Here is an 18110-nt window from a genome sequence, read left to right as displayed (position 1 = left end):
TTGTAACAACATTCTTCCATTCCAACATCGTCTTTATTCAAAAAAATCACTAACTTTCTACCAGCCGAGCATTTTATTGATCAACTCGCTCTTTGTAGCAATTGCGCTACTTAACCTAGTATTTATATTATAACTGTAAACTATTGTTATTTAGAAATGGTTTTTATAAAAATCTGTTTTTAAAAACGGAGAACTTTTTAGAAATTCGCACACCTTTATAATTCTCTTTTCATGGAAGACGGTATTCAAAATTCTTCTTTTCAGGAACCCGCAGACATTAAATTGTCTCCAGCAGGGCTTTCTTTTTTAGCTTCAGCAGCTAAATGGGCTAATTTTTTAGCCATTGTCTGTTTTATTTTTATCGGGATCTCGGCCATAACCATGATTAGCTTAATCTTTGGCGCCAGTGCCTTATCCCTTGGTCAGGGTGAATTTGTCACAGCCGGCACGCTCTCCACATTCGGAGTACTTTATCTCCTGTTACTGGCTTTCTCCTGTCTACCGATCTTTTACTTGTATAATTTTGGATCAAAGGCAAAAAAAGCCATTGAAAACCGCGATAGTATCCAGCTGGAGCTTTGTTTCGATGCCTTAAAAAAACACTATAAATTCATCGGAATCATCGTCATCATTACAATCGGATTTAATCTCCTTGGACTGATGCTCGGTGTTGTCTTAGGAATATCCGATGCTATTGCTGGCATATAAACTAAAATAGCAGACTGAAACAAAAAAGGGAGCATCTGATTGATGCTCCCTTTCTATTATAATTAAATTACGCTCTATTTTTTGTAATACCGCATCGCAGTTGGAATCTGTTTCTCGATATCTGCAATACGTCGTGCATCACTCGGGTGGGTACTCAAAAACTCCGGTTGGCCCTTCTGGCTGCCCGCTGCCATACGCTTCCAAAAACCAATGGCTTCGTTGGGATCGTAACCGGCCAATGCCATAATAATCAAACCCGCTTGATCCGCAGAGGACTCATCACTTCGCGAGAATTTTAACTGTGCCAAGCTACCTCCCAAACCATATAGATTGTTAAAAATACCAAGGGAGCTGCTACCGGTCATCCCTGCTGCCGATCCCAAAATCTGACCGCCCATCTGTAAAGCCATCTGGTTGGACGCCTGCGCGACGGAATGTTCCTCAATAGCATGCGCAATCTCGTGCCCCATTACGGTAGCCATTCCTGCCTCAGTGCGCGTAACAGGCAATATCCCCGTATAGACAGCCACTTTACCTCCTGGCATACACCATGCATTCACATCATCACTCTTCACCAGGTTAAATTCCCAGTTGAAATTATATTTATTGGCTATGCCCTTGCTCTGCAGATATTGATTGACCGCTGTCGCCAATCGGTTGCCTACACGTTTTACCATCGCCGCATCAGCAGTACCGGTAACAACCTTAGCACTATTTTTTGACAAGAAATCTTTGTAGGCCAATGCAGCTTGCTGATTGACCTGGTCAGCACTGACCAATTTCAAATATTTTTTACCCGTAACAGCTGAAGTTGCGCAACCTGACAACCCCGATGCCAGTGTAGCACAGGCCAACACCATAGCCGAATACTTATATATTCCTTTCATAATAATCTATTAAATCCGTTAATAAGAGCTTGCAATTATTGTGCCTATTCTTTTTCTTTGGTCTTTTTCTTGAATAGATAAATCTTGGATTCATGCCCTTTTAGCAAACGCTCAATATTTTTTTGATGGGTAATTAATAAGAGCGTACAGATAGCAATCCCATAAAGTAAGACAGATGGAATTGTGGTCTTAAAAATAAAGGCCAAACTAAAGGGAAATGTAAAACCTGCAGCTAAAGAACTGAGTGATACATAATGGGTGGTCAACAGGATAACGATAAATACAGATACACAGAGCAATGCAGCGGGTGTATGTATTGCTAAGATCATTCCGAACAATGTTGCAACCCCTTTTCCGCCCCGGAAACCAGCAAATACAGGAAATAAGTGCCCAATCACAGCAATCACGCCAAATGCCAACTGAAAATTAACAAACTGAACATCACTGGTATTCTGCCCGAGCTCAATCAGATAAGCCAGGTTTGTCGCTGTCCAACCTTTAAATATATCTACAAACATCACGATGGATCCGGCACGCGGTCCTAATACGCGAAAGGTGTTAGTCGCTCCAGCATTACCACTCCCATACTCACGAACATCTACGCCATAAAATGCTTGTCCCAACCAAACTGCTGTAGGTATAGAACCAAACAAATAAGCTAGTAATACTGCAATTACTAAATAAATCGATATCATTAAATTAAATCAGTTCTTATATTAATTTGGCCTTCAAACTAAGATCCAAGCTCTTGACACTGTGCGTCAAAGCTCCAACGGAGATATAGTCGACGCCCGCCTCTGCATATGACCGAATCGTATCAATTGTTATTCCCCCAGAGGCTTCTGTCTTAAATCGATGGTCGATAATTTCAACCGCTTTAGCTACATCCGCAGGTGAAAAATTATCCAACATGATTCGGTCCACTTCGCCAAAGTTAAGAACTTCGTCAAGTTCCGCAAAATTTCGGACCTCAATTTCTATTTCTATTGGTTTATTTAATTTCTTCCGATAGTCGTTTGCACGTGTCAATGCAGGTACAATTCCGCCACTATAATCCACATGATTGTCCTTGATCAGGATCATGTCGAATAAACCAAAACGGTGATTGGTACCCCCGCCGATTTTGACAGCTTCTTTTTCCAATACACGGAGTAAAGGCGTCGTCTTGCGGGTATCCAATACTTGGGTACCTGTACCTTTTAACAGGTCTACATATTTTCGGGTTGTCGTCGCAATGCCACTCATACGTTGCATGACATTCAACACCAAACGCTCTGCCAACAAAATACTCTGAATATTCCCGCGGACAAAAAAGGCTATATCACCAACTTTTACTTGACAACCATCTTGAATAAACACTTCACAGGTTAAGGTCTTATCGATGTAGCTGATGATCTCCTGGGCAACTTCAACACCCGCCAAGACGCCATCGTCTTTCACAATCAGTTTCGCTTCGCCCTGCGCTCCTGCTGCAATCGTGGATAACGAGGTATGATCGCCATCCCCAACATCTTCCGCGACTGATTGTTTTACAAATTGCGCCAAATAGTCCTTGATTTCCTTCTCCATAATACAATTTATTGGGCTAAGATGTGGAATAATTTTTTAATCGAAAAATAGAATGATAAAAAAATAGTGTCTGGCTTAATTTTTATCGACTCGAAGTTCCTCGATGGACTGGTTATTGGATCCAGCTCCGATCTTAATAAATATACGGTAATTTGCTTGTTCGGTAGCCAATGAAAAGGTGAAGTATTGATAACCATTATTCGCATTGCTGGCCTGGGTCAGTTTGACTGTCTTGGGCTTATGCTGGTTAAAAAATGTACTCAACATAATCTCGGACTGGTATTTGGTATACACCCCGTTTTCACCCAAAATGGATAAGGTCAGATTGGATCCAAAATATTTTGCTAAATTCTTTGCATTCCCCTCCCTTAAATAGGTTTTAAGTTCTTCGGAAATACTTCCCAAAGACAATTCCTCGATCTGTAAAGCAGGCTGCGCTAAGTCATTAAAATCTTTCGAATTATGCCCTGAAGCGCCAGTGTGTATAAAAAGACTATAGACAAATATAAATACGCAATAGCTCAAAAGTTTCATATAGCTCAGAATAAAATAGAACAGTTTCCACAATAGATGTATCAATCATTAGGTAGCATAGCTTACACCAAACATAAACTATGCCACAAACCTATAAAATTATTAGATATAAACAAGGGAAGATTTTAAAGATGCATTGATAGATTCTAAAATTAAGGTTATCTTTGTTATACGATGAATAAGAAAAAAGTTGCACTCATGATCCTAGACGGACTAGGATACGGAAAACATGATAAATCAAATGCAGTTGAAGCTGCAAATACTCCATTTTTAGATCATTTATTGGACACATACCCAAATTCAAGTCTGGAAGCTTCCGGTGAAGCCGTTGGCCTTCCTGCAGGACAGATGGGGAATTCAGAGGTGGGCCACATGAATCTGGGCGCCGGAAGAATTGTCTATCAAGAATTAGGACGTATTCATAAAGCCGTAAATGACGGCGTATTCAATACAGATACCGTTATCCAGGATGCATTTAAATATGCCCTTGAAAACAATAAAAAAGTACACTTTATCGGCTTGCTTTCTGACGGTGGCGTGCATGCACACACCAAACATCTGAAAGGCCTTTGCGACGCTGCAAAACATGCCGGGCTAACTAGTGATCAGGTGTTTATCCATGCCTTCTTAGATGGTCGTGATACGGATCCCAATTCTGGAATCGGCTATGTCAAAGATTTGCAGGAATACCTCAAAACAAGCTCAGGTACCTTCGCTTCTGCCATCGGTAGATATTATGCGATGGACCGTGACAACAGATGGGAACGTGTTAAATTGGCTTACGACCTATTGGTGAAAGCTGAGGGCGAAAAATCCAATGACTTGGTTGCCTCCATCCAAAAATCTTACGATGCAGGGGTGACCGATGAATTCGTTAAACCAATTGCATTGGTTGGTGCAGATGGTACAGCTGTTGCCACAATTCAGGAAGGTGATGTGGTCTTTTGTTACAATTTCAGAACAGACCGTGGCCGTGAAATTACCATTGCACTGACGCAAAAAGCTTTCCCTGAATATGATCTGGCTCCATTGAACCTGTACTATGTTACCATGACGGCCTATGATGAGACTTTCAAAAACGTACGCGTTGTTTTCCAAAAAGATAACCTGACAAATACGCTTGGTGAAGTTTTGGAAGCCAATCATAAAACGCAGACCCGAATTGCCGAAACAGAGAAATATCCACACGTGACATTCTTCTTTTCGGGTGGCCGCGAGCAACAATTTGAAGGTGAAAACCGCCTGTTGGTTCCATCACCAAAAGTAGCGACTTACGATCTTCAACCGGAGATGTCTGCTCAAGGAATTACTGAAGCGATCGTCAACGATATGGAAACACTTCAACCTGATTTTATCTGCCTGAATTTTGCGAATCCAGACATGGTAGGTCACACGGGTGTTTTTGAGGCTGTCGTAAAAGCAGTAGAAACGGTAGATCAATGCACCAAAAAAGTGGTGGAAACCGGGTTGAAAAATGGTTACTCATTTATCATCTTGGCTGATCACGGCAATTCGGAATTTATGATCAATGAGGATGGCTCACCAAATACAGCACATACAACAAATTTGGTTCCCTGCATCTTAATTGATGATCACTATAAAAAAATTGCAGATGGTAAATTGGGTGATATCGCTCCAACCGTCCTCAAACTCTTGGGCGTAGATATCCCTCTTGAAATGACAGGAAATGTATTGGTATCAGAATAATAATTTATATAAAAATATAAGCAGCGCACTTCCACTATTGGTGGGAAGTGCGCTGCTTTTTTGGAGCTGCAGCTCCCCCTCAGGCGAGAAAGCATCTAAAAAGACAACGGATATTTTTTCGGTAGACTCCTTTTTCAATGCTGAGGCACACCGCCTGCAGCAGCTCAACCCATCGGTATTAAAATCGGTCAATAAAGACGGCGAAAAGGAACAACGTGAAATCAAAATTGCAAACTGGAAAAATGAGTTATCAGCTTTTCAGTCGGCAGATATCAGTAAAAACTTTGACCCCGCACTATATGACGTCAAAGCTGTCGACTGTATAACAGAGTTTACCGCCAAAAAGAAAGAATTACAGATACAGAAGCTCAGGATTGAGTTTGATCGCAACAACGAGAAGGTAAAACATATCCATATCGATAAAAAAATTGCGAATTCCCTCTATGATAGCAATGAAAAGCTGGATTATTATAGCGATTCATTGTACAGTATCGTCAAACTCCAAGATGTACAAGGGCTCGATGCAAACCAATATGAAATTATCGGGCAATTCGTAAAACAAAAAAAATAGCACTCGCTGAAAAATGTCTTTATACACATATATAAAGACATTTTTATATTTGTTCCTCTTCATGTAAAATAAATAAATGCAACATCATTGCTTCATTTATTATTTTCCTTATATTTGACCCATCATATGTCGGCGAAGGCAATAGTTTAGAAAAATAAAGTGCGCGGTATTTCATTGAACAAATTAGCAGCGTTTACGCTTTTAATGACCTTTTTAATTGGTCAGTTCATTGTCTATACCCATTCCCATAAGCCAGCAGCATTAAGTATCGTGGACTGCAGTCCTAAAAAACACCATGCAGACCATCCCAAATGCTCCATCTGTGATCAAAATTCACATCCACAGCTACTCTTTCATTTTAGCCAAAGCGAATTTTCCCTTCCCGAACGGGAAATAGAATTTGGCTTCTTTGTGCCCGGCGATCAGATGGTCAGGGCACTGTTATCCGGCAATCGCGGTCCCCCAACTTGTTAACGTTTATCCAATGTACAGCACCAACTTTTTAAACAAAATGAGCTGTGCACTATGATAATATAGTCACCACTCCTTTGCGAGTTCGTGCTGACTATTTACATAATGGATTTCCCTTGCATTCACATTCAAGCGATTTATTGGATAAATCCCGGTGTATTTAAAAGGCCATATACAAGACAGATGTACATGCAACCGCTAAATTCGTCAGGTGATGATTTGAATAAGCGCTATCTACTGGTGGAATAAAAATATTTACAGATGAAACTCAAAATTAAGGGCAGCATATTAATGCTTGTCTGCTATTTCCTTCTATTTTCTGCTACCGCTGCAACCATATCAGGTCAGGTTACAGATTCAAAAACTAATCAACCGATCGCCGGGGCAACGATATCGCTGCTCCAACTCCGTTCGAACACCTCCTCGGATCAACAGGGGCGTTATTCTTTTAAATCACTCCCTTCGCGTGGACGTTATCTTGTCGAGGTGCGTTTTATTGGTTACCAATCGCTGATCAAAACGATAGATCTGACAGCAGAGGATGTAACTGTCGATTTTGCATTGAACGAAAGTATTATCGAAACAAATGAAGTGGTAGTCACTGGTACGCTCGTTACTGCGCAGAGCCGCCGCAATAGCACATCTGTCTCGGTGATCTCCAAAGACGAATTACAAGGAGGGGGCACAAACCTGATCGACGCACTGGCTCGCCAGGTACCGGGCCTAAGTCAGATCACTACAGGACAGGGTATTTCTAAACCTGTTATCCGTGGTTTGGGATACAACCGTGTGGTGACCGTCAACGATGGGGTGAAGCAAATGGGCCAACAATGGGGAGACGAGCATGGTATCGAGATCGACCAAAATCAGCCAGACCGGGTAGAGGTATTGCGGGGTGCAGCTTCGTTGATGTACGGATCGGATGCCATCGGCGGTGTTATCAATATCCTTGAACCCAGCGTCCCCACTTCGGGCCAGATAAAAGGGGAATTGCTTTCGAGCTACTCGACCAACAATGGCTTGACCAACAACTCGCTCATGCTCACGGGTAATGAAAACGGCTTTGTATGGCGCGGCCGTGGTTCTTATCAAAATGCGCACGCTTTCAGCACACCTGCTGGACATTACATCAATAGTGGCTTTAATAATACCAGCTTTAGTGGAATGCTGGGTTTAAATAAACAATGGGGTTATTCACACCTTAACTTCTCCTACCTCAAAAATAACATCGGTTTTTACGATGCCGAACCTGGGGATCCCTTATATAATGAATCCAAAAGCCGGACATTGGATTTCCCAAAACAGGACATCCGACATTATAAGCTTGCACTCAACAATAATTTTGTGATCGGTTCGGGAAATTTAAAACTGGATCTGGGCTACCAAAAAAATCAACGTCGCGAACTTGAATCGGCAACCCCATCCTTATTTTTTGATCTGAATACCTATTCATTGGATGCCAAATATTACCTGGCGGAAAGAAACGGTTGGCAGCATGTTGTTGGCATCAGCGCCAGTCAGGAACATAGCATCAATAAAGGCGTTGAATTTTTGATCCCTGCTTATGACCAGATCGAACTGGGTGCATTTGGTTATGCCAAGAAAAGCTGGGGCGAGAACACCTTTAATATGGGATTACGTTACGATTTCGTTCATACTAAAGGTAAACAGCTCTTTGTCGATGATGAGGAACAATTTCCAGGTTTTAAAAATAAGTTCAGCAACATTAGTGGTGCCTTAGGATACACGCATAGCTTCAGCGAAGATTTCAACTTCAAAGCAAATGCTGGTTCGGCTTTTAGAGCTCCTAATCCGGCAGAACTTGGCTCCAATGGTGTACATGAAGGTACATCGCGGTTCGAAATCGGAAATGAGAACCTGAAAGCAGAGCGTAGTTTTCAGGCCGATGCCACCCTTGAATTCGGGCATAGTATCGTCACCGGAAGCATCGGAATCTACGAAAATTATATCCATAATTTTATTTATGCTTCGGCGAAAAAGGGCGACACGAAAACTGTCGTGGATGAGGATAATAACGAACAGACTTACGACGTCTATCGCTATGGTCAGGTGAATGCCAATCTCTTTGGCTTTGAAGGAGGTTTAAACTTCCATCCCTTGAACTGGGTACACTTGGACAACACTTTTACCTATACATACGCACAAAATAAGACTTTTGATAGACCATTGGCATTGATTCCCGCCGGTGTTTTACATAACACACTACGTCTGGAACCTAAAATAAATGGCCTCCATGCGTTCTACGTATCCGTAGGCCTAGACAATTATTTTAAACAGAATCGCATCGACGAAACTTTTGAAACAGCTGCAGATTCGTATTCTTTGATCAACGCTGGAATTGGTACTACCTTGCATTTCGGGACACAACAAGTCAAGCTGTATGCTACGGCCTCTAACCTAACCAACAAACGCTATTACGACGCGTTGAGCAGATTACGTCCTGGAAGGTTATCGCAGGAGGATCCTAGCTATGGTGTTTACAATATGGGAAGGAATATTACCTTCGGAATCTACCTTCCACTCAGTATAAAAAAATAAAATCAGGCACATAAAAAACAGGGATCCTTAGAAATCCCTGTTTTTTATGTGCTTTCCTACCACTTTAATTGCTCGGAAAGCCTTTTTTACATGATTTGGGCATCCATTATTTAGGATCGTCGGCTGTTGCCTCCCGTGCCAAAGGCACATCGTCAGGCATACTTTCCAATGACGAATCCAACGCAAACAGGGATTCGTCCGAAGCCCGGTCTCCACCCGCTATCTTTAATTTGTCAATCAGCTCAAGGGCTAGTTTCTCTTCTTCGATCTGTTCTTTGACAAACCATTGTGCGAAGTTCCAAGTTGCCCAATCTTTTTGTTCCATAGCCAGATTGACAATGCGGTAAATTGCTTCGGTGTTGTCCACCTCATGTTTAAATACACGTTGGAAACACTCGGTCAACGTTTGAGGGTCCGCAGGCGGCGCTGCAATCGCCTGAATTCGGGGACGACCTCCTCTTTCGAGTATGTAGCCCATAATTTTTGTCATATGATTCCTTTCTTCCTGCGCATGCCGATATAAAAAATTGGCAATTCCGCCATAGCCCTGATCATCGGCCCATATACCCAGAGCTAAATAAATTTGTGCAGCTTCGGCTTCTTTCGTCATTTGACTGATTAGAATGTCCTGCATTTCCGCTGACAATCGATTCGTTTCCATATGCTAAATTCTTGTTGATTCAATAATATAACAGTATCCCAAGCATTTCGTTTGCAATTTTGTAAGCAGTAAACTAGATACAACAATCGGAAACCAACAAATCAATTAAAATAGTATGGAAAACGTATATGGCAGGTAAGTTCACAAAAAAAGGGAAATGCAGTTGCATTTCCCTTTTTTATTTTTCTGTATTATAGATTATTTCAAGTTGTCTCTATATACTTTAGCTTTTTTGACCTCAGTTTGAATATCTTTTTTCGATGAATCAAAGCTCAATACTTTTTCATAATCTTTGATCGCATTATTGTAAGCATCTGTAGCCATTGCTTTGTTATAGTTCGGTGTACCTGCTGTACCGATCAAAATACCCAAATCGCGATTGGCAATCGCTCTATTTTGGTAGAATTTTGAGTCCGTAGGCGTGATTGCGATCGCTTTTGAATAATCTTCAATTGCTACACGCAATAATTGCTCTTTATTAGCTACTGAAACTTTGCTCGAAGCTTGAACAGCAAGTGTGTTGTTCGCTTTCGCTTTAAAGTATAGTGCGTTTGCATTTTTAGGGTTTAATGCAACCACTTTTCCGAATGTTTCAGCAGACTTTTTATAATCACCATTTTGAAATTGGGAGTATCCCAACATATACAAGACATCCGGATCCTTGCCCTCTGCAGGTAAAGCTTTTGTCAAGTATGACTCTGCATTTTTGAAGTCACCATCCAAAAGAGCTTTTTGCCCCATTCTCACATTCGCATTGCTATGCTCAGCTTGTTTTTGTTGTGCATTGGCACCAAGTGCAACCAAAGCAAAAACTCCTGTAAACAAACCTAATTTAAGTGATTTTATGTTCATATCTAAATAGTTACGTTTTTTTTCAATATACCTTTATGATCATTATTGATCGTTTATTACCCTAGGAAAAAATAACCATAATATTTCAGCTCCGTAAGAGTCTGCCATCGTTTATTCTTTCACACTCCAATATTACAATTATTATGCCTATTTATCCAACATTTGGCAGATAAATTTTATTTAACCTGCCTTTTTTTCCTATTCTAAAAAAATAGATTTGTAATTTTGCTACCTTTTAGCAATTGGCACTTCCCTTGCACTATAGGGGAAACAATATTTGAAGCTTAAAATTTGAAGGTCTACCGACAACATGTCAGCGACTGCCAAAGACACAAAATAAACACTATGAGCAAATTCGAAACTTTTGATTTCAGTCAGGCTATTCCAATCGTTGCGGAAGATACAGAGTTCTTCCCCTTATTGACACAGCAGGATGAAGACGACATGGCTAACGCTGAAATTCCAGAAGCACTATCTATTTTGCCTTTACGCAATACCGTATTATTTCCCGGTGTTGTCATTCCGATCACTGTAGGAAGGGATAAATCCATCAAATTGGTTAAAGAGGCCTATAAAGGCAGTAAAACAATCGGTGTGGTCTCCCAAAAGGATATGACAGTAGAGGATCCTGGATTTGAAGAACTAAATAAAGTGGGTACCGTTGCCCATATCATCAAAGTACTTCAAATGCCCGATGGAAACACCACGGTAATCATTCAGGGAAAGCAACGTTTTAACTTGGTGGAGATTGTCGAAACCGAACCTTATCTCAAGGCTCGTGTCGAAAAATTCAACGAAGCAAAACCTAAAATGACCAAACATTTTAAGGCGACAATTTCGACCTTAAAAGAAATGGCATTACAGATTATTCAGCTTTCGCCAAATCTACCTAGCGAGGCTGGTATAGCAATCAAAAATATTGAAAGCCCCTCTTTTCTGATCAACTTTATTTCTTCAAACATCAATGTCGAAATGATCAAAAAACAAGAGTTGCTCCAAATTCCTAAGGTTGAAAACCGCGCAAAACTTCTCTTGGAACTGTTGACTACCGAAATCCAAATGTTGGAACTGAAGCATCAGATTCAGAACAAGGTACGCGTAGACCTGGATAAGCAACAACGGGATTATTTCTTGAACCAACAGCTGAAAACTATCCAAGAAGAGCTTGGTGGAAATACACCTGACCTTGAGCTTGAAGAACTTAAAAAGCGTGGCAAAACAAAAAAATGGGCGCTTGATATTGAAAAACATTTCAACAAAGAACTTGAAAAATTATCGCGTATCAATCCAGCTGCTGCGGATTACTCTGTGCAGTTGAACTATTTGGAATTGCTACTGGACCTTCCATGGAATGAAACGACGAAAGATAATTTTGACTTAAATAAAGCGCAAAAAGTCTTGGATAAGGATCACTATGGATTAGAGAAAGTAAAAAAACGTATCATCGAATACCTTGCGGTATTGAAATTAAAGAATGATATGAAAGCTCCTATCCTTTGTTTGGTAGGCCCGCCGGGGGTCGGTAAAACATCCTTGGGAAGATCTATCGCCAAGGCATTGGGACGAAAGTATACGCGTATGGCTTTAGGTGGTGTGCGTGACGAAGCTGAAATCAGAGGCCATCGCAAGACGTACATCGGCGCAATGCCCGGACGTATTATCCAATCGCTAAAAAAAGCAGGCACTGCCAATCCAGTTTTTATCTTGGATGAGATTGATAAAATGAGTGCAGATTTTAAAGGAGACCCTTCTTCGGCTTTATTGGAGGTTCTGGATCCCGAACAAAACACGCATTTCTATGATCACTATGTGGAAATGGAATTTGATCTTTCCAAGGTGATGTTCATTGCGACAGCGAACTCGCTGAGTTCCATTCAGCCAGCCCTATTGGACCGTATGGAAATCATCGAGGTAAATGGCTATACCATCGAGGAGAAAATAGAGATTGCAAAAAAACACTTACTTCCCAAACAACGTGAAATGCACGGTATGGCTGCTAAGGATGTTGCACTCAAAGCTAAGATCATTGAAAAGATTATCGAAGACTATACCCGCGAGTCTGGTGTGCGTGGTCTGGAAAAGAAAATCGGCTCTATCGTCCGTGGTATTGCCACACGCATCGTCATGGAAAAAGATTATAACCCAAGTATCAACGATCAGGATGTCGTAGATATACTGGGCGCACCTATCTTTGACAAAGATATTTACGAGAACAATAATGTCGCTGGGGTTGTAACCGGACTCGCCTGGACCTCCGTGGGGGGCGATATCTTATTTATCGAATCCTCATTAAGCCCTGGCAAGGGACGCTTGAGCCTGACAGGTAATTTGGGTGATGTCATGAAAGAATCTGCCTCTATCGCACTGGCTTACTTAAAAGCACATGCTGCCGATTTTGAGATTGACTACCGCGTATTTGACCATTGGGATATCCATATACACGTTCCTGCAGGTGCAATTCCAAAAGATGGGCCCTCAGCTGGGGTAACGATGCTCACTGCGCTGACATCATTATTTACACAACGTAAGGTAAAAGAGAAATTGGCGATGACTGGTGAAATTACACTGCGTGGAAAAGTACTGCCAGTGGGCGGTATCAAAGAGAAGATCCTCGCTGCCAAACGTGCGAATATCAAAGATATTATTCTCTGCAAATCCAACGAAAAAGATATTCTTGAAATCAAGGAAGACTATATCAAAGATATGCAATTCCATTACGTGACCGAAATGGCCCAGGTGATTAAACTTGCTCTCTTACAAGAGAAAGTAGATGGTGCCTTAGATCTATCGCAGGGAATTGAAAATACGAAAAAAGAGTCGTAACTGGCTCAGGAGTTAAACGAATATATATAAGAAAAGGGGGATCCACCATTTTGGGATCCCCCTTTTCTTATATACAGTTCCTACTTTTCTTTTACGCATACGCATTGCACGATGGGTTCGCTTTTTCCTTTCTGACAGCTTTATTTCGTCTACTGTCACATCACATCTATTCAATAAACAGCTATTTATTGCCGTTTTTGCCCGCCACATTCCCCTTAACAGTCGCTCATGACACTTATTCTTGCACGCAATTTTGGTAAGTCTGGCGCCGTGCTACTTTAGCCAAGCTTCTCATGTAGTAAATCCTCATCCAGGCTATCTTCATATTTTGAGATGACCAGCGTTGCCGCCGAATTTCCGATAAGATTGGTAATGGCTCGGGCTTCACTCATAAAACGGTCCACGCCAAAAACCAATGCCACGGATTCCACAGGCACATGTCCGACAACAGGCAGGGTTGCTGCCAAGGTCACAAAACCGCTACCAGTCACACCCGCTGCCCCCTTCGAGGTGAGCAATAGCACGAGCAAAAGGGTGATTTCTTGTTCCAAGGTCAGGTGCATATTGAGTGCCTGTGAAATAAATACTGCCGCCATAGTCAGATAAATACTCGTCCCATCCAGGTTAAAAGAATAGCCAGTCGGAATTACCAAACCCACCACTGATTTCGCACAGCCTGCATCCTCCATTTTCTGCATGATCCCCGGTAATGCGGATTCCGAAGAAGAGGTGCCCAGTACAATTAAAATCTCGCCTTTAATGTATTTCAGAAATTTGAAAATATTGACCTTGACATAGAAATGCAATACTGCGCCGATCACAATAACGATAAAGACAATGCAGGTCAGGTAGAAGCTCAACATCAACATCCCCAACTTGGTGAGGGCCTGAATCCCGAATGCCCCGATGGTAAAGCCCATTGCTCCCATCGCCCCTATGGGAGCCAGATACATAACCATCTTAATAATGGAAAAAAGCACCTTCAGAAAAGATTGTAGGACATTGATAACGGGCTCCGAAGCTTTTTTACCTATTTTTGTCATCCCAATTCCAAAAAGCACGGCAAAAACCAGCACCTGCAGCATGTTATCTGAGGCCACTGAAGCAACGACATTCTCCGGAATAATATCCATGATAAAATCCATGAAACTATGCGATTTCTTGGATTCAGAAATATAGTGCGACACCGATGATATATCCAGGGTCGCCGGATCAGCATTCATGCCTGTACCGGGCTGGATTACATTGACAAAGATCAGACCGATAATCAACGCTATCGTCGTCATGACCTCGAAATAAATAATGGAAGTCAGCCCGATCTTGCCCACTTTTTTCACATCTTGCATCCCGGCAATTCCGATGACGATCGAACTGAAGATTAGTGGTGCGATGACCATTTTGATCAGCTTAATAAAGGCATCCCCCAGCGGTTTTAGCTTTACTGCAAAATCCGGAAAAAAGGCACCGAAGAAAATACCGACTAATATGCCGACAATGACCTGAAAATAGAGACTCTTAAAAATATGCTGCATTGTCCTAACGATTAACGGCAATTCCCTCTGCCTTTAACATGGTTTTAAACTTGGGGTTCCGTATGTATTTATTAAACTCATGGCTCTTCATGCCGGTAAAATCCGTATACTTCATAATTGGATAGTGCTTGACCAATTCATTACAGACGTCGGCTTTGTAGCCCAGATCGGTAGCTTTCAATTTATTGGACAGAAAACCGACAAACTTTTTCAACATAACATCGGTATTGTTAATGGTGATATGAATCTTCTTAACTTGGTTGCTTAAATGGCAGAAAGAATCTGTTCCATTCATTACATCCCTTATCTTGAAGTCGTCGAGGCCTATTGCCGGCGCAAGCATAATACAGGTAATGTCATTACCGTTTTCAGCAAGCTTTTTAGCCGCATCAACATCTACGTTGTGGTTCTCCAGCGTACCCTTGGCAAAACTCTCGCTGAATGTTGCACTACTTAAAGCACTCAGCACAACTGATGCTCCCCGACTATGGGAAATTAAAATGATTTTTTTATTATGAATGCTATTCAATAAATTCCGCAATCCAAATTCACCGGCCATTTGGCTAAACGAAGTAGCAGAAAACCATACTTTAGCACCTCCGAAGGGATTGGTCGTATGCAAACCATCCCAATAAAATTTGATCACCTCATCTTTGTTGGAATTGAGCTTCAATAATTTGCGCATGTATTCATAGCTCTCATTGACTTCGTCCGACGGTGCATTGAAGCCGTGCACAAATATGAAAACACGGTCTTTTGTCTTTACTTTGCTACCAACAGCCAGCATACGGGTCTTTTCAAAACTTTTCAGCTGGCTTTCTATCCCCTTTTCAGTTGCGATCTTCATCAGCGAATAGGCATTTATATCGCCACTTTTGGGTGGCTCACCATAGGTTTTACGCCAGTTATCTGGATAGAAGTTACCATTTTGGTCGACAAATGAATTTACGATATTCGGCTTATCGAATGAGTTTGGATAAGGTCCTTTAGGAACATTATGGGTTATCCCACAGGATACCATTGTAAAAAGAAGAAAAAAATAGAAAAGCTGTCCTCTCATGGAGCTATTTTTTAAGCTGTTAAACACCATCATTGCATCATGGCAAAGGTTAATCTAGTCATAAACGTATATATTGGCAAAACTCAGTGACTACCTTTTGAGGCCTACTGCATCATTTTTATCCATTCGTTCTACGAATATATAAAAAAAGGGATGCATAAATGCATCCCTTTGTCTGATATTTTTATTACTTAATTGCTAAAATACGCACGAACATTTTTACCTTCAATCCAGTTCATATAGGCTTTGTTCACAACCTTATTACCACCAGGAGTAGGGTAATCACCAGAGAAGTACCAATCACCGGTATGTGCCGGACAGGCTTTATGTAGGTTATCCAATGTCTGATATACGACCTCAAGCTCAGCTTTCAAATGATGTGGTCTGACAATACGCCCGATTTCTTCCGAGATCTCCTCATCTGTAAATGGCGCATAAATGGCTTTCACATAATTTTCGATTTCATTGACATCTTGGGTCATCGACAAAAGACATTTTTGATACACTTCATCAATAATATGTGCCATACCACGTTGTTTCAACAGGTTAATTGCCGCTTCGAACGCAACGAATTCACCCATACGTGACATGTCAATACCATAACAATCCGGATAACGGATTTGAGGCGCTGAAGAAACAATTACAATTTTCTTCGGATTCAAACGGTCTAAGATCGTGAGGATACTTTGTTTTAGCGTGGTACCGCGTACAATGGAGTCATCAATTGCAACGATGGTATCTTCGTGATCTTTTACGATACCATAAGTGGTATCATACACATGTTGCACCATATCTGTACGATCGGCATCTTGTGTAATGAAGGTACGCAATTTCGCATCTTTGACATTCAGCTTTTCAAAACGGGGTTTGATGCTTAAGATATCATCCAACTCCTCGTCAGAAATTTTATCTGAACGTTTTAACAAGGTTTCTTTTTGAAAATCCCGCACGTAGGTATTAATACCGTCCATTAATCCATAGTACGATACCTCTGCTGTATTTGGAATAAATGAGAATACGGTATTTTTAATATTGTTTTTGACAGATTCCAATACCTGAGGTACCAATAATCTACCCAATTCTTTACGTTCTTTGTAAATATCAGCATCCGATCCGCGAGAGAAATAGATCCGTTCAAAAGAGCAAGAGCGTTGCTCCACAGGCTGTCTAAACATCTCTTGTGACACGGTGCCGTCTTTTTTAGCGATCAGGGCATGTCCAGGCTTAATTTCTTTCACTGCACCGATAGGTACATTAAATGCGGTCTGGATCACTGGCCTTTCCGAAGCAACAACCAAAATCTCTTCATCCTGGTAATAGAATGCCGGACGGATTCCCGCAGGATCACGCATGACGAAAGCATCCCCGTGACCAAAGATACCAGCGATCGTATAACCGCCGTCCCAAGTCTTCGCAGAGCGTTTTAAGATCTTGGAAACATCGATATTTTTGGCAATCAATGAACTGATTTCGACATTGGAGTAACCTTCTTTTTTAAATTGGTCAAAAAGATCCTGATTTTCATCATCTAAGAAATGCCCAATTTTTTCCAACACCGTTACCGTATCCGCTTTTTCTTTTGGATGTTGTCCCAACTCATACAATTGTTGCAAAAGTTCGTCCACGTTGGTCATGTTGAAGTTACCCGCAACAACAAGATTGCGTGACATCCAGTTGTTTTGTCTTAAAAATGGGTGACAGCTTTCGATACTGTTCTTTCCATGCGTTCCATAACGCAAATGTCCTAAAAGTACTTCTCCAGTAAAACTGACATTATCTTTTAACCATTGGGTATCCTTTGACTGATCTGGAAATGCCTTCTGAACAGAAGCAAATTTTTTCTGTACATATTCGAATATATCTGCCACAGCAGTTGAGCCCATAGCTCTGTAACGCGAAATGTAACGATTTCCAGGTTTAACATCAAATTTAATGGTTGCAATTCCAGCCCCGTCTTGTCCACGGTTGTGCTGTTTTTCCATTAATAGGTACAATTTGTTGATGCCATAGAATGGCGTACCATATTTTTCCTGATAATAAGATAAGGGTTTTAACAGGCGAATTAGTGCGATTCCGCACTCGTGTTTAATAGCGTCGCTCATATCTTGATTTGATGACGCAAAAATAAGAATTATTTAGAACTTACCGATCCCTCCCTGCACTTTTTCCGCAATAA

The 18110-nt window shown here is 41.3% G+C and carries 15 protein-coding genes; 6 read left to right on the top strand and 9 right to left on the bottom strand.

Annotated elements, in window-relative coordinates:
* The first annotated feature begins 231 nt into the window (after positions 1-231).
* Positions 232-708 carry a hypothetical protein gene (locus HPC41_RS04140; protein ID WP_172392713.1) on the top strand — a complete coding sequence of 159 codons (477 nt, stop codon included), beginning with the start codon at positions 232-234 and terminating at the stop codon, positions 706-708.
* Positions 709-782: 74 nt separating this feature from the next.
* Here HPC41_RS04140 and HPC41_RS04135 read toward each other — a convergent pair whose 3' ends face one another.
* From HPC41_RS04135 to HPC41_RS04120, 4 genes are all read right to left on the bottom strand, one after another.
* Positions 783-1595: a M48 family metallopeptidase gene (locus HPC41_RS04135; RefSeq protein ID WP_172392712.1), complete on the bottom strand. Its 813-nt coding sequence runs from the start codon at positions 1593-1595 to the stop codon at positions 783-785.
* A 44-nt stretch (positions 1596-1639) separates the two neighbouring features.
* On the bottom strand, positions 1640-2290 hold the full coding sequence (gene plsY / locus HPC41_RS04130) for a glycerol-3-phosphate 1-O-acyltransferase PlsY (protein WP_172392711.1): 651 nt from the start codon (positions 2288-2290) through the stop codon (positions 1640-1642).
* A 16-nt stretch (positions 2291-2306) separates the two neighbouring features.
* Positions 2307-3164 carry a carboxylating nicotinate-nucleotide diphosphorylase gene (nadC, locus tag HPC41_RS04125; RefSeq protein WP_172392710.1) on the bottom strand — a complete coding sequence of 286 codons (858 nt, stop codon included), beginning with the start codon at positions 3162-3164 and terminating at the stop codon, positions 2307-2309.
* Between the two features lie 75 nt (positions 3165-3239).
* Positions 3240-3698 (bottom strand): DUF4783 domain-containing protein, encoded by a 459-nt coding sequence (locus tag HPC41_RS04120; RefSeq protein ID WP_172392709.1) that lies wholly within the window; start codon positions 3696-3698, stop codon positions 3240-3242.
* 174 nt (positions 3699-3872) lie between these two features.
* On the opposite strand from HPC41_RS04120, the gene gpmI reads away from it, so the two are divergent.
* The 4 genes from gpmI (at position 3873) to HPC41_RS04100 (ending at position 9006) form a co-directional block, all read left to right on the top strand.
* Positions 3873-5405, top strand: coding sequence for a 2,3-bisphosphoglycerate-independent phosphoglycerate mutase (gene gpmI, locus HPC41_RS04115; protein ID WP_172392708.1), 1533 nt, complete (start codon positions 3873-3875; stop codon positions 5403-5405).
* Positions 5386-5976, top strand: a complete 591-nt coding sequence (locus tag HPC41_RS04110; RefSeq protein WP_172392707.1) for a hypothetical protein — start codon at positions 5386-5388, stop codon at positions 5974-5976. The genes gpmI and HPC41_RS04110 overlap by 20 nt, the downstream gene beginning before the upstream one ends.
* Before the next feature lie 174 nt (positions 5977-6150).
* Positions 6151-6450 carry a hypothetical protein gene (locus tag HPC41_RS04105; RefSeq protein WP_172392706.1) on the top strand — a complete coding sequence of 100 codons (300 nt, stop codon included), beginning with the start codon at positions 6151-6153 and terminating at the stop codon, positions 6448-6450.
* A 258-nt stretch (positions 6451-6708) separates the two neighbouring features.
* Positions 6709-9006, top strand: coding sequence for a TonB-dependent receptor (locus tag HPC41_RS04100; protein WP_172392705.1), 2298 nt, complete (start codon positions 6709-6711; stop codon positions 9004-9006).
* A gap of 106 nt (positions 9007-9112) precedes the next feature.
* On the opposite strand, the gene HPC41_RS04095 is transcribed toward HPC41_RS04100, so the two are convergent.
* A complete protein-coding gene (locus HPC41_RS04095) occupies positions 9113-9667 on the bottom strand; it encodes a ferritin (protein WP_172392704.1) in 555 nt (184 codons plus the stop codon).
* A gap of 198 nt (positions 9668-9865) precedes the next feature.
* Positions 9866-10519, bottom strand: a complete 654-nt coding sequence (locus HPC41_RS04090; RefSeq protein ID WP_172392703.1) for a tetratricopeptide repeat protein — start codon at positions 10517-10519, stop codon at positions 9866-9868.
* Positions 10520-10864: 345 nt separating this feature from the next.
* Here HPC41_RS04090 and lon point away from each other — a divergent pair, with 345 nt between their 5' ends.
* On the top strand, positions 10865-13342 hold the full coding sequence (gene lon / locus HPC41_RS04085) for an endopeptidase La (RefSeq protein WP_172392702.1): 2478 nt from the start codon (positions 10865-10867) through the stop codon (positions 13340-13342).
* Between the two features lie 278 nt (positions 13343-13620).
* On the opposite strand, the gene dctA is transcribed toward lon, so the two are convergent.
* The 3 genes from dctA to HPC41_RS04070 form a co-directional block, all read right to left on the bottom strand.
* On the bottom strand, positions 13621-14874 hold the full coding sequence (gene dctA, locus HPC41_RS04080; protein WP_172392701.1) for a C4-dicarboxylate transporter DctA: 1254 nt from the start codon (positions 14872-14874) through the stop codon (positions 13621-13623).
* A gap of 4 nt (positions 14875-14878) precedes the next feature.
* Positions 14879-15934, bottom strand: coding sequence for an alpha/beta hydrolase (locus HPC41_RS04075; protein ID WP_172392700.1), 1056 nt, complete (start codon positions 15932-15934; stop codon positions 14879-14881).
* A gap of 191 nt (positions 15935-16125) precedes the next feature.
* Entirely contained in the window at positions 16126-18036 is a 1911-nt protein-coding gene (locus HPC41_RS04070; protein WP_172392699.1) for an amidophosphoribosyltransferase, read from the bottom strand.
* Positions 18037-18110: the final 74 nt, after the last annotated feature.

It is taken from the genome of Sphingobacterium prati (genome assembly GCF_013167215.1).
In the GTDB taxonomy this organism is placed as follows: Bacteria; Bacteroidota; Bacteroidia; order Sphingobacteriales; family Sphingobacteriaceae; genus Sphingobacterium; species Sphingobacterium prati.
The sequence above is the reverse complement of the archived record's forward strand: the minus strand, read 5'-3'. Positions and strand labels throughout refer to the sequence as shown.